The 13,097-nt window shown below is 42.8% G+C and carries 14 protein-coding genes; 11 read left to right on the forward strand and 3 right to left on the reverse strand.

Annotation, left to right across the window (positions count from 1 at the left end):
- Positions 1–37: 37 nt before the first annotated feature.
- The 4 genes from AC6I1H_RS16325 to AC6I1H_RS16340 are packed head-to-tail and all read left to right on the forward strand — an operon-like array spanning position 38 to position 3,875.
- The gene (locus AC6I1H_RS16325) at positions 38–964 is read left to right on the forward strand and encodes an ABC transporter permease (protein ID WP_497738576.1); all 927 of its coding nucleotides are present in this window, start codon (positions 38–40) and stop codon (positions 962–964) included.
- Between the two features lie 14 nt (positions 965–978).
- On the forward strand, positions 979–1,899 hold the full coding sequence (locus AC6I1H_RS16330) for an ABC transporter permease (RefSeq protein WP_497738577.1): 921 nt from the start codon (positions 979–981) through the stop codon (positions 1,897–1,899).
- A gap of 12 nt (positions 1,900–1,911) precedes the next feature.
- The gene (locus tag AC6I1H_RS16335) at positions 1,912–2,901 is read left to right on the forward strand and encodes an ABC transporter ATP-binding protein (RefSeq protein ID WP_497738578.1); all 990 of its coding nucleotides are present in this window, start codon (positions 1,912–1,914) and stop codon (positions 2,899–2,901) included.
- The gene (locus AC6I1H_RS16340) at positions 2,901–3,875 is read left to right on the forward strand and encodes an ABC transporter ATP-binding protein (RefSeq protein ID WP_497738579.1); all 975 of its coding nucleotides are present in this window, start codon (positions 2,901–2,903) and stop codon (positions 3,873–3,875) included. The genes AC6I1H_RS16335 and AC6I1H_RS16340 overlap by 1 nt, the downstream gene beginning before the upstream one ends.
- A gap of 37 nt (positions 3,876–3,912) precedes the next feature.
- On the opposite strand, the gene AC6I1H_RS16345 is transcribed toward AC6I1H_RS16340, so the two are convergent.
- Complete coding sequence (locus AC6I1H_RS16345) at positions 3,913–4,770, reverse strand: hypothetical protein (RefSeq protein ID WP_497738580.1); 858 nt, start codon at positions 4,768–4,770, stop codon at positions 3,913–3,915.
- Positions 4,771–5,166: 396 nt separating this feature from the next.
- Between AC6I1H_RS16345 and AC6I1H_RS16350 the strand changes: the two genes are divergently transcribed.
- On the forward strand, positions 5,167–6,414 hold the full coding sequence (locus AC6I1H_RS16350; protein ID WP_497738581.1) for a DUF1015 domain-containing protein: 1,248 nt from the start codon (positions 5,167–5,169) through the stop codon (positions 6,412–6,414).
- A gap of 46 nt (positions 6,415–6,460) precedes the next feature.
- On the opposite strand, the gene AC6I1H_RS16355 is transcribed toward AC6I1H_RS16350, so the two are convergent.
- Together AC6I1H_RS16355 and AC6I1H_RS16360 are read right to left on the reverse strand one after the other, a co-directional pair.
- Entirely contained in the window at positions 6,461–6,772 is a 312-nt protein-coding gene (locus tag AC6I1H_RS16355) for a hypothetical protein (RefSeq protein ID WP_497738582.1), read from the reverse strand.
- A 4-nt stretch (positions 6,773–6,776) separates the two neighbouring features.
- Positions 6,777–7,496, reverse strand: a complete 720-nt coding sequence (locus AC6I1H_RS16360) for an NAD(P)/FAD-dependent oxidoreductase (protein WP_497738583.1) — start codon at positions 7,494–7,496, stop codon at positions 6,777–6,779.
- A 421-nt stretch (positions 7,497–7,917) separates the two neighbouring features.
- Between AC6I1H_RS16360 and AC6I1H_RS16365 the strand changes: the two genes are divergently transcribed.
- From AC6I1H_RS16365 to AC6I1H_RS16390, 6 genes are all read left to right on the forward strand, one after another.
- Positions 7,918–8,964: an FAD:protein FMN transferase gene (locus tag AC6I1H_RS16365; RefSeq protein WP_497738584.1), complete on the forward strand. Its 1,047-nt coding sequence runs from the start codon at positions 7,918–7,920 to the stop codon at positions 8,962–8,964.
- Between the two features lie 72 nt (positions 8,965–9,036).
- Positions 9,037–9,990: an ABC transporter substrate-binding protein gene (locus AC6I1H_RS16370; protein WP_497738585.1), complete on the forward strand. Its 954-nt coding sequence runs from the start codon at positions 9,037–9,039 to the stop codon at positions 9,988–9,990.
- Positions 9,991–10,041: 51 nt separating this feature from the next.
- The gene (locus AC6I1H_RS16375) at positions 10,042–10,782 is read left to right on the forward strand and encodes an ABC transporter ATP-binding protein (protein WP_497738586.1); all 741 of its coding nucleotides are present in this window, start codon (positions 10,042–10,044) and stop codon (positions 10,780–10,782) included.
- Positions 10,779–11,528, forward strand: a complete 750-nt coding sequence (locus AC6I1H_RS16380) for an ABC transporter permease (protein WP_497738587.1) — start codon at positions 10,779–10,781, stop codon at positions 11,526–11,528. The genes AC6I1H_RS16375 and AC6I1H_RS16380 overlap by 4 nt, the downstream gene beginning before the upstream one ends.
- Before the next feature lie 111 nt (positions 11,529–11,639).
- Positions 11,640–12,272, forward strand: a complete 633-nt coding sequence (locus AC6I1H_RS16385; RefSeq protein ID WP_497738588.1) for a redox-sensing transcriptional repressor Rex — start codon at positions 11,640–11,642, stop codon at positions 12,270–12,272.
- Positions 12,269–13,078: an ATP-binding protein gene (locus tag AC6I1H_RS16390; protein ID WP_497738589.1), complete on the forward strand. Its 810-nt coding sequence runs from the start codon at positions 12,269–12,271 to the stop codon at positions 13,076–13,078. Before AC6I1H_RS16385 ends, AC6I1H_RS16390 begins: the two co-directional genes overlap by 4 nt.
- Positions 13,079–13,097 lie beyond the last annotated feature (19 nt).

Here is a 13,097-nt window from a genome sequence, read left to right on the forward strand (position 1 = left end):
CAAATGTGATGTACGGCAGCTTGAGGAGGGGAAAAGTTTGTTGAATTATATTATTAGGCGTCTCATAGGAGCAATTCCCGTTATTGTAGGTGTTATAGCAGTAGTATTTATTCTTACAACCATTGTACCAGGTGACCCGGCCCGATTAATGGTAGGTCAGCGGGGGAATCCGGAGACAATTGCAAAAATAAGACATGAAATGGGACTTGATAAACCTCTTGTAGTTCAGTTTGTCGATTTTATGAAAAATGCCGTTACGTTTAATCTTGGAAAATCTTACAGAAACAATATGACTGTTGTTGATGCATTATTGACTAGACTTCCAGTTACCATTAAGCTTGCAATATTTTCCATGATTATTGCAGTTATTGTAGGTGTTCCGCTGGGGATTCTTTCTGCGGTAAGACAATATACATGGATAGACTATTCAGCCATGATTTTTGCCATTCTCGGTATATCCGCACCGGTGTTCTGGGCAGGATTGCTTTCGGTGGTGCTTTTCTGCCAGATACTTGGATGGATTCCGGGGACCGGTGTCGGCAATGGAGAATTGATATACTATGTCCTGCCATCGGTTGTACTGGGTCTGCGTCCCGGAGCACTTATCGCCAGGCTTACGCGCTCCAGCATGCTGGAAATAATTCATCAGGACTATATAAGGACCGCCAGAGCCAAAGGCCTTGCCGAAAGAGTAGTTATCATGAAACATGCTCTCAGGAATGCTCTGATTCCGGTTGTAACAGTTATCGGAATAGAGACTGCAAGCCTGTTGAGCGGGGTGGTGGTAACTGAACAAATTTTCTCCATACCGGGCTTAGGAAGATTAAGCGTAGAAGCACTGGTAAACAGGGACTTTCCTGTAATAAGAGGCACAGTATTGTTTATGGCCTTCCTCTTCGTATTTGCCAATCTGATAGTAGATCTTTCTTATCCATTTTTTGATCCAAGAATAAAATACGATTGATGGGAGGGGAAGCAATGGAAGCAAAAACAGAAATAAATAATACGGTTCCCGGTGAAGCGAAGAGAAAAGTAGAAGGCCGAAGCCTGTGGATGGATGCGTGGCTTCGTTTGAGGAAAAATAAATCCGCCATGTTCGGTATGACTCTGGTAATAGTAATATGCCTTGCGGCTATTTTTGCGCCATATATTACAAAATACGATCCTTATGATCAGCTCATATGGAAAGAAGGTCCAAGCGCAAAACTTGCTCCCCCAAGCGCCGAACACTGGTTTGGCACCGATGTATACGGTAGGGACATATATACAAGGGTAGTTTATGGTGCCAGGATTTCACTTCAGATAGGATTTGCTGCAACAGGAATAGCTGTTGTAATAGGAGTTATATTGGGAAGCCTGGCAGGGTTTTACGGTGGATTCATAGATGATTTTATAAGCTGGCTTACCAATGTCATATTTGCCTTCCCGTTCCTGCTCTTTGTGCTGGCGCTGGTGGCTTACCTTCCGCCCAGCCTTCCGCTCATGTATATGTCCATAGGCATCATTTCCTGGGCTTCTTTTGCCAGGGTCGCCCGGGGGCAGGTGATACAGGTCAGAAAAATGGAGTATGTGGAGGCAGCCACAGCGATAGGCGGTGGAGACTGGCGCATTATATTCAGGCATATCCTTCCCAATATTCTCGCACCCATTATAGTTCAGGCCACACTGGAGATAGGAAGCATTATTTTGCTGGAATCTTCCTTGAGCTTTTTAGGGTTTGGTGTTCAGGCGCCGAAACCGGCATGGGGCTTTATGATAAGTGAAGGAAAGCAGTTCTTCCTTTCAGGCCAGTGGTGGTGGTCGGTATTTCCGGGAATTGCCATCATGGCGCTGGTAATGGGATTCAATCTTTTCGGCGACGGCCTGAGGGACGCTCTGGATCCCCGGCTGAAACAGTAGGGAGGTGGAATTATGAATGAAAATCTTGTAGAAGTAAGAAATCTTAAAACTTACTTTTTTACCGACGATGGAGTGGTTCCAGCTGTAGACGGAGTAGATTTTTGCATAAAAAAAGGAGAGACTCTTGGCATTGTTGGAGAGTCCGGGTGCGGCAAGAGCGTCACATCACTGTCTTTGCTCAGGCTTGTTCCGAATCCTCCGGGCAAAATTGTCGAAGGCGAAATGTATTTTAAAGGCGAAAATCTCCTTGATAAAACCGAGAGTGAAATGCGCAAAATTCGCGGAAACGATATATCCATGATATTTCAGGAGCCCATGACATCTTTAAATCCGGTATTTACCGTCGGCGAGCAGATAAGCGAAGCCATAGAGCTCCATCAGGGATTGAATAAAAAGGATGCCATGGCAAAAGCTGTTGAAATGTTAAAACTGGTGGGCATCCCCTCGGCTGAAAAGAGAGTGCATGAGTATCCCCACCAGATGAGCGGCGGTATGAGGCAGAGGGTGATGATAGCAATGGCTCTTTCCTGCAACCCCGCCCTTCTCATAGCCGACGAACCTACCACCGCTCTTGACGTTACCATTCAGGCCCAGATACTTGAACTGATGAAGGATTTGAAAGAGAGACTGGGCACGGCGATAATGCTCATAACCCATGACCTTGGCGTGGTGGCGGAGATGGCGGAAAACGTACTGGTCATGTATGCAGGTAAAGTGGTGGAATATGCCGATGTAAAGACCATTTTCAGGAATCCTAAACATCCGTATACCGTGGGATTGCTTGGTTCTATTCCGCGACTTGACGAGCCCAAAGAAAAACTTTATGTGATCGAAGGCGTGGTTCCGAATCCTTTCAACATGCCCTCGGGGTGCCGCTTTCATCCGCGCTGTCCGGAAGCCCGGGAAATATGCAGAACGAGAGAGCCGGAGTTGCTGCAGCTTGATGGCCACCAGGTGCGGTGCTGGAAATATACCGATGAGTGGAAAGGAGGCGGCAGATAATGGCAAATACCCAGGAGAAATTGTTGGAAGTCAAAGGAGTAAAAAAATATTTCCCAATCACTGGCGGTATTTTGCAAAAAACCGTGGGTTATGTTAAGGCCGTAGACGGGGTGGATATGTTTATAAAGCGAGGAGAAACCCTGGGCCTTGTGGGTGAAAGCGGATGCGGCAAGTCAACGCTGGGCAGAGTTATTTTAAGACTGCTGGATGCTACCGAAGGTGAAATTAATTACGGCGGCAAAAATATATTGAAGCTCAAAAAAGAACAGATGCGGGAAATGCGCAAGAAAATGCAGATCATTTTCCAGGACCCCTATGCCTCATTAAATCCCAGAATGACCATCGGAGATATCATAGGAGAACCAATGGACATCTTTGGGCTGGCTTCCGGTCGCGAAAAAGAAGAAAAGGTCCTGGATCTATTACATGTAGTCGGGCTGGGGACCCAGCATATAAGGAGATATCCCCATGAATTCTCCGGTGGTCAGCGGCAGAGGATCGGGATAGCCCGGGCGCTGGCGGTGGACCCGGAACTCATCATATGTGATGAACCTGTTTCCGCCCTGGATGTTTCGGTAAGGTCCCAGGTGTTAAACCTCATGCAGGAATTACAGGAAAAATTTAGCCTTACGTATCTCTTCATATCTCACGACCTCAGCGTGGTGAAACACATCAGCGATAGGGTCTCGGTAATGTATCTGGGCAAGGTGGTGGAGATAGCGGAAAAGAACGAACTGTATGACAAACCTTTGCATCCGTACACTAGGGCGCTTCTTTCGGCCATCCCCATTCCGAATCCCGAGGTCAAGCGCGAAAGGATAATCCTGGAAGGCGATGTTCCAAGCCCGGTGAATCCGCCCAGCGGCTGCCATTTCCATACGCGCTGCAAATATGCAAAGCCGGAGTGCAGCAAAGTAGAACCCGAATTAAAGGACGTGGGCGGCGAACATTTCGTGGCTTGCCACCTGTATTGATAGATAAAAAGAGCCGGAGTTTTTCCGGCTCTTGCCATTAGTTGGGAATTTTATTTAATTCTTCATCGGTTAAAGGTTCAATTTCATCTTCCGAGACCGTTTCACCATAATAATATTTAAAGATCCTTGAAGAACGACCCTGCTCGTCTGAAATCTGCTCTCCGGTCCCGGTAAGATATATGGCTTTTTCCTCGGGATCGGTTTGAAATATGCGCGTTTTAATTTTTTTATCCATGAGGATATCATACGTGTCTATCAAATTTCCATCTATGTCAAACTTCTTCAAACCATCATCGGATCCGACGTAAATAGTATCTCCGTCTACTATTATGCTATCCTCGCTCTTACGAGCCAATACTTCCATTGACGTATCAACAGATTTGCCTTTAATAATATTTCCCTCATAATCGGCAATGAATAAAATGTATGGTGCCAATAGACTTTCTTCTTCTACATAGGTGCTGCATATTGCTATCAGACGTTTATGCAATGGATCTGGTTTAACTAATTCTATACCCACCTCGTTAGGGATTTCCAATACGCTGCTTTCATTCCCGTTTGAATCCAGGAGTATTATAGAACCCCCTATTATTGAATTTATCTTATCAAAGGGAGGATCCGGCGCGTCAGGATCAGTAGAATACCATATGTCGCTTTGCTTGGGATCATTGGCTGCAAGTATGATATTGTTGAATCCGTCTTTGGTTATATAAGAAACATATTTAAATTTTGGGTTTATGTATTCCCACTTGATTTCCCCCGTGCCGGCATCTATTCCATACACCGGGTTATACTCGGTAAAACTGCTCGCCGCTATTATGAGGCCTTCGTCGTTTGAAATGCAGACCGCCGTCACCGGTTGGATACTGTTGGTGCTTTTATTTTTTCCGATCAACACATTCCATATTATGTTGCCTTACAATAAAATCTTGGTGCAGCGTTTACTATAGTGGACACGTTGGTGATAATAAAGATAAGTAAAAACGCAACTTTTAAGACGAAATAACCCTTTTTCATTCAACGTTCCCCTTATGATTTTTAGGATATTTTTCCATTGATAATATTTTATCACTGTACTCATGGAAATTCAAGAATTATTTTTACAATATTTTGTCAAAACTATTTAAATGCACAATTGCATTGATTTTAATAATTCATACAGACAAAACATAGCCAAAATAATTATTACATAAATTCAAATTTAACTCGACGATACAAGCAAAATATTTTATAATTACCATATGATCATTAAAACAAATCAAAATAAATCAATAGCAAACGGAGGAATACCATGGCTGTCATAAAACCATTTAAAGCCTTTAGGCCCCTGCCTGAACTTGTGGTAAAAGTCGCCGCACTTCCATATGATGTGGTGAGCACCGAAGAGGCCCGCGAAATGGTGAAAGATAACAGCATATCTTTTTTACATGTGGACAAACCCGAGATAGACCTTGACAGTTCCATCGATCCCCATGATGTCAGGGTATATGAAAAAGCCCGGGAGAATTTGAACAGTATGATGCAAGGTGGAATTTATATAAAGGAAGATGCGGATTCCCTTTATATTTACCGGCTGGTAAGGGAGGGAAAAGCCCAGAAGGGCATTGTAGCATGCGCTTCCATAGATGACTATGTGAATAACATAATCAAAAAGCACGAAAATACCCTGGCTCCCAAGGAGCAGGACAGAGTAAATCATGTGAAATATACCGGAGCACATACCGGCCCGATCCTGATGGCATACCGCAGGAATCCGGAAATTGCCGCTATTGTGGATGAATGGACAGGCGAAAATGAACCGGTGTATGATTTTATGTCGGACGACCGCATTTCGCATACTGTTTGGGTGATAAATGATGACTGCACAATAAGCAAGCTTGTGGCGCTATTTTCACAAGTGAAGTCATTATACATTGCTGACGGCCATCACAGGGCAGCAGCCGCCGTAAGGGTGGGACAGATGAGGAGAATTGAAAATCCGTATTTTACCGGCAGTGAGGAATACAATTATTTCCTATCTGTTGTTTTCCCGGATGATGAACTGACCATACTGGAATACAATAGGGCCATAAGGGATTTGAATGGTCTGGACGAGGTGGAACTTTTACGGATGATGGCCGAAAAATTTGACATTATATACACGGGAAAGGCGCCGTTCAAACCTGCAGAAAAACATACTTTTGGCATGTACGTTTGCGGGAAATGGTACGGTATTCGCGCAAAAGTTGGGACATTTAATGAAGATGATCCTGTGGCAAGACTTGATGTATCCATACTTCATAACAATTTGATTTCTCCCATATTCGGCATAGCAGACCCCAGAAATGACAACCGGATAGATTTTATCGGCGGAATAAGGGGATTGGAAGAGCTCGAACGCAGAGTAGACAGCGGTGAGATGAAGGTAGCAATTTCCATGTTTCCCACATCTATGGAAGATTTGATGAGCATAGCCGATGCGGGACAAATCATGCCCCCAAAATCCACGTGGTTTGAACCCAAACTGAGAAGCGGCTTATTTATTCACTGTCTTGATTAAGAAGCATCAAAAAGAGCTTTGCTGTACATCTTACAGAGCTGATATGTTATAAAACTGAAGCAAACAACACCTGGAAGAACAGAGCGTATGGAAATACCACCTTATAGTCCATAATGAAACCTAAACCGCTGATACCGAAAAGGTAATGTATATCGGCCAGATGTTTTATTGCGGACACAAGAAAGCCAGTAAGCTTAAATCTCATGACATATGCTACACAATACTCCGCACCTATCGAAACCATATTCCCATGTAGCTGCAATTTTAGTGCTTTTTTGGGCTTGTTGTTTATTTCCGCGGCAATGTTGTATGCGGCACAGCGAGCAGACTGCATTGCCGATTCTACTAGTGCGGGCATGGGTTTACTGTCTAATGGGAGAATTGGTCAAAATGTGCACTCCCTTTCTCTTCAGGTAATTGGTGGCTTTTTCGATTAAGCTGTCGGAAAGGTTGGGCAGAATTTTCGGGAGTGCTTCTATGACCATGAGGGAGACTTCACTATGCTTTATATTGTATTCAAGGCATAGGTCTTCAACCCATTCCACCAGTTCACCGACCATTTCAATGCTGGTAAATCCGCCGCCGCCGACCACAAAGGTAAGGTATTCGCGCCTCTTTTGCTCATCGGGTTCGCTGCTCGCAGCCTTAAACATTTTTATAATTTGTTCCCTTATTCTTAAAGCATCTTCATGAGACCACAATGTGAATGCATTCTCTTTCATTCCCGGTATCCCAAAAAATGCCGGTTCGCTCCCGCAGGCCAGAACCAGATAGTCGAAAGAATATACTCCATCAATGCCGTAAAGTTTTCTTTCCTTTAAATCTGCTTTTTGAATTTCATCGACAATAAGTTTTATCCGGGTCTTTTCAAGGGCGGTTTCCAATGAATATTCAACGCCTTCCGGCGGTATGCGGTTTCCTGCGACTTCGTGCAGTTCTGTAAGATAAATTTGATTTGGGCTCTTATTGATGAGAGTTATCTCCACATTTTTATTTCTTCTTAAAAACCTATCCAGAGCTTGAGCGGCGGTAAGACCTCCAAATCCATCTCCCAGAACAACAATTTTCTTTTTTTCTTCCATTACCTTTCCTCCTCGTTTTTAATTATAATAGTTTGTTTTAGCAATATTAACAAAAATGAAAATAGTCATTAATTCAATCATATTATGCACGTTATTGATTGAAGTGTGAAGGTACAACATGTTCATTTTTTAATACAATTGTGATACAATATATTTTGTATTTAATTTATATATTCGATGGAAAATTGCATTTTCCTTCTTAGTATGCAATAAAATCTTAATTGTATCCAGGACATGTTCATATATGACAACAAACTGTATAAAAAGTAATACATTCAAAATATATGGGAAGGAATTTATAAATTTTTGTAGAATTATGTTTAAGTATCCTTGCAGCTGCACTGACAAACATTTATTAAAAATTCCGATTTGAAGGAGGGTAAGGCACCGGTAAACACATTATTTGCCGGAACCGTCATTGTTGACAGCAAAGACACATGTAAAAATTTTCGTGGTAATATTGATAGCCGCACTTCTTACATCCTGCGGGAAAACAAAATCCCAAAGCCCCATCACAAAAAACAATTTTTTGTTGGATACATTGATTCAGATAACAGCTTATGGAGATAATGCTTCAGGCGCTATTGACAGGGCTTTTGACAGGATAAATGACATTCAAAAAAAGATGACCGCAGGCGGCGATGACAGCGAAGTTATTGAAATTAACAATAATGCCGGTAAAGATTTTCAAAAGGTCAGCCCCGATACCTTTTATGTGATAAAAAAAGGAATTTACTATTCCGAAAGTTCCCATGGAAGGTTTGACATAACAATAGGTCCTCTTGTCAAATTGTGGGGTATAGGGACAGATAAAGCCCGTGTTCCTTCTTCAGAAGAAATAAAAATTGCCCTGCGACATGTAAACTATAAAAATGCAGTCTTGAATGAAAATGAAAACAGCGTCATGCTAAAAGAACCGGGTATGGCCATAGACCTTGGGGCTATAGCAAAAGGTTATGCCGCCGACGAAGCGGTCAGAATACTGAAAGAAAACGGCATAAAAAGCGCAGCCGCCGACCTGGGTGGCAATATATATGTGATTGGCAAAAAACCCAACGGTTCTCCATGGAAAATAGGTATCCAGGACCCCTTTGAGCCCAGAGGAAACACTTTTGCCACGATGGATGTATCGGACAGAACCCTGGTGACTTCCGGAGTTTATGAACGATATTTTATGAAAGATGGAAAAAGATATCATCACATTCTGGACACCTCCACAGGTTATCCGGTAGACAATGGGCTGGTAAGCGTTACCATCATATCTGACAGCTCCATAGATGCCGATGCCCTTTCCACCACGGTTTTTGCGCTGGGGTTGAAAGATGGCATGAAGTATGTGGAAAAGACGCCTCACATTGAGGCTGTGTTTGTCACGGAAGACCGCAGGGTATACACAAGTTCCGGCATTGGGCAGTATGAATTCAAGATTACGAATGAAAGGTTTAAACTGGAAAAATTTAATGAATAAATTTTATTTAGCCGTAGTAATAATTTATTGGAAAATTAATTTTCTGCATTAAAATTTTTACAGGAGGAACGTATGAAAAAGCTGTTGATTCTGATGTTGATTGCCCATGTTTTTTTGATAAACGGCTGCAATTTTAGCAAAAACGAGACCGGAAGAAAAGTCGAAACCTCCGTCCCGGACACTCCGGCGGTGAAAATTGGAATCCTGCCGGATGTTGACTCAATTCCTTTTATTGCAGCTGCTATAAAAGGGTACTTTGGCAGAGAAGGAGTAAAAGTGGAACTTGTATCCTTTAATAATCCGGTGGAAAGAGACGCAGCCCTCCAGAGCGAAGCCATAGATGGCGAAGTGGGAGATATACTGGCGGCTGTGTTTGCCGTTCAGAACGGACTTGATGTAAAAATTACATCCGTAACCTGCGGCAAATACGATATCCTGGCAGCGCCCGATTCGGGGATAAAGGATGTGAGCGGGCTTTCAGGTAAAAAAGTGGCTCTGTCAAAAAATACGATAATAGAGTATGCTGTGGACAGTATGCTTGCGCAAAAAGGCATTTCCTACAATGATATAGAAAAAATTGTAGTATCCCAGATGCCTGTAAGGCTTGAAATGCTCAAATCAGGCAAGGTGGATGCGGCCTGCCTGCCGGAACCTCTATCGAGTCTTGCTGTAAAATCCGGAGCAAGAGTATTGATTTCCACAAAAGATTCGCTACTTGCGCCGGGCGTCATGCTGTTTACTGAGAATGTTATAAATAATAAAAGGGATTCCATAAAAAAAGTATATACTGCATATGAGAAAGTGACCGCAGACATTAATGCCAACCCTGAAAATTTCAGAGATGTTCTTGACGTCGCTCATTTTCCGGAAGAGGTTGCGGGTACTTTCGAGTTTCCGCAATATACAAAGCTTTCGGTTCCGACGGAAAGCGACATAAAACAGGTGCTGGCCTGGATGAGAAAGAGGGGATTGCTAAAGAAACAGCTGGAGTACAAAGATCTCGTGGATGATTCGGTTATAAAATAAAAGAATCCTCAATCGTTATAAAAGTTCAAAAACTTTAGAGGAACGATAAAAATGATAGAAATCGTAAATGTATCGGTCGAGTATTCCGCGAAAAACGCAAGGGTTAAAGCGCTGGACAATATTAATCTTGCTCTTGAGGACCGGAAAATATATACTCTGGTCGGACCTTCAGGAAGCGGAAAAACGACTCTAATTTATGCCATCGCGGGCCTCCTGAAACCGTCCGAAGGCGGCGTATTTATAAAAGGGGAAATGGTTGATGGCCCATCCCTGGATACTGCGGTAATATTTCAGGATTTCGGGCTTTTTCCATGGAAAACTGTGGCGCAGAACATAGCTTTGGGGTTGATTATTCGAAAAGAAAATCCGGTTAAAACAAAACAAATTGTAGACGATATTCTGGATAAATTGTTTCTCAAGCCTTTTGCACGGCACTATCCAGGGCAATTGTCCGGAGGCCAGAAACAGAGAGTCGCCATAGGCAGGGCACTTGCAGTTTCTCCTTCTCTGCTTTTAATGGACGAGCCCTTTTCTTCTCTTGACGCTATAACGCGGGAAAATATGCAGTGCGAGATTTTGAACCTGTGGCGGCAAAATCCGATGACAATACTGCTGGTAACCCACAGCATTGAAGAAGCCGTTTTTCTAGGGCAAAAGATCATTGTACTTTCGCCGTCACCCGGAAGAATTTTAGACATCATATCCAACAACGGATGTGGACTCAGGCAAAGTGTGGAGTATTACAACACAGTAAATCTTATTAGAAATATAATGTTGGAGTATATCGAATGAATAGGATTAAACATTATGTTTTTGCTGGTATTTTTATATTGTTATTCTGGTGGGGGCTTTCTAGAACAAGCGGCCCTATCATACCTTCGCCCTGCACCACAATGACGACATTTGCATATCTCTTAAAGGATGGCATGTTGATACATATGGCGGTAAGTCTTTACCGCATCTTGACCGCCATGATTTTCGCCTTTTGTATTGGAGTTCCTTTCGGCTTGCTTCTCGGCATGGAGCAAAAAGCTGATGAGTTTTTTTCATTTATCATACTTTTGCTCTATCCCGTGCCGAAAATAGTTTTCCTGCCGGTACTGTTGATGCTGCTCGGATTAGGAGATTTACCGAGGATACTGCTCATTTCGATAATCATTTTTTTTCATATGGCGGTCACCGCAAGGGATGCGGTGAAAAATCTTCCGCATCGGAGCATGGATTCTATAAAAAGCCTGGGCGGGAAAAAAAGTGATATTTACAAACATGTGGTGATTCCCGCATGCATGCCCCAAATCTTCACATCGCTTAGGATAAGTCTTGGTACGGCTCTTTCGGTACTCTTTTTTACAGAGACATTTGCGACTACCCGCGGAATAGGATATTTCATAATGGATGCATGGACCCGGGCGGATTACGATGAACTTTTTGCCGGAATTCTGGGAATGAGTCTTATCGGCCTTTTATTATTTTTATTTTTGGATATAATGGAAAAAAACATCTGCAGATGGAAGTATATTGAAACCAAAGAATGTTAAAATATTAACAATCTAAAGACAATATTATAACTTTGTGATTTTTTTCTCTTATATCTATTGTAAAAACCAAAGTACTGTGCTAAAATCAAATCAAGGGAGTGATTTATTTACATGTTTAAAAAATTTAAGATACCCGATGCCACGATTGGAAGATTATCGCTGTACTCTCGGTATTTAAAAGAAGCTGATGAAAAAGGGATTAATACAGTATCCTCCCAGCAAATAGCCAGAGCCACCGGAGTAACTCCTGCACAAGTGCGAAAAGATCTGGCTTATTTTGGCGAATTTGGCACAAGGGGAGTAGGATATAATTCAAAAGAGCTGTACAATTATATAATGAAAATCCTCGGCCTCGGAAGAAGATGGCCGGTGGCTATAGTGGGCGCTGGCAATCTGGGCAAAGCTTTATCACAATACAAAGGTTTCTCTGAAAGAGGATTCGATATAACCTGCATATTTGATACCGATCCCAACAAGATAGGTAAAAAACTTGCAGGGATAGAAATATGCCCTCTGGATCTGCTGGGTGAAAAAGCCAGAGCTTATAACATTGAATTGGGTATTATCGCCGTGCCGGCTTCGGCCGCCCAGGAAGTGGCAGATAAACTGATCGAAGCCGGAATTAGAGGCATTATAAATTTCGCTCCCGTAAATATTAATACCGGAGAAAACGTAATGCTGAGAAGGGTGGATCTCGCCGCACAGCTGGAATACTTGACATATTATCTGGAGGATACCAGATGAAACTTTCCAGAATTAAAGATTTACTGCAGGCTGAAATACTTTGGGGGCAAGAACTCCTGGATATAGAAGTGGCTAATGCTTGCGGCGCTGATCTCATGAGCGACATACTGGCAGACACCAAAACAAACGCCATCCTTCTTACGGGGCTTACCCACCGCCAGATAATACAAACTGCCAGCATGTCGGATTTTGCGGCTATAGTTTTTGTAAGGGGTAAAATTCCAGCGGAGGATATTATAGAGCTCGCAAAACAGCATAGACTGCCGCTATTGAGGACTAAATATCCGCTTTACGAAACATGCGGGATATTATACCAGGAAGGGTTGAAAGGCGAGCAGACCAGATTGGCTTCCGGTCCGAAAGGTGCACCGAAAGAACAGGAAAATCTCCAGGTCATGAAGCTCTCTTATGAAATTGTAGGTAATGATTTTAACAATGCCGGTAAAGCCACAGAACAGGCAAAAAAGATATTAAAACAGATTGGAGCGGATTCAGCAGCCATCAGGAAGGTCTCAATTGTCGCATATGAAGCTGAGATGAATATTGTCATTCATGCTGAAAAGGGGAATTTGAGCTTTAACATCACGCCCAGATATATAGAAGTCATTGCCGATGATACTGGTCCCGGAATAGCTGATATCGAAAAAGCCATGCAGGAAGGGTTTTCTACCGCACCTGACCGCATACGGGAGTTGGGATTTGGAGCCGGTATGGGCCTTCCGAATATGAAGAAGTTTTCAGACACTTTCGAAATAAGTTCTGTTGTCGGAAAAGGAACAAAAGTAAGAATGGTAATCAATCTGTAACTTAATGAAAGATGGTGAA

Source organism: Biomaibacter sp. TOL (genome assembly GCF_059717795.1).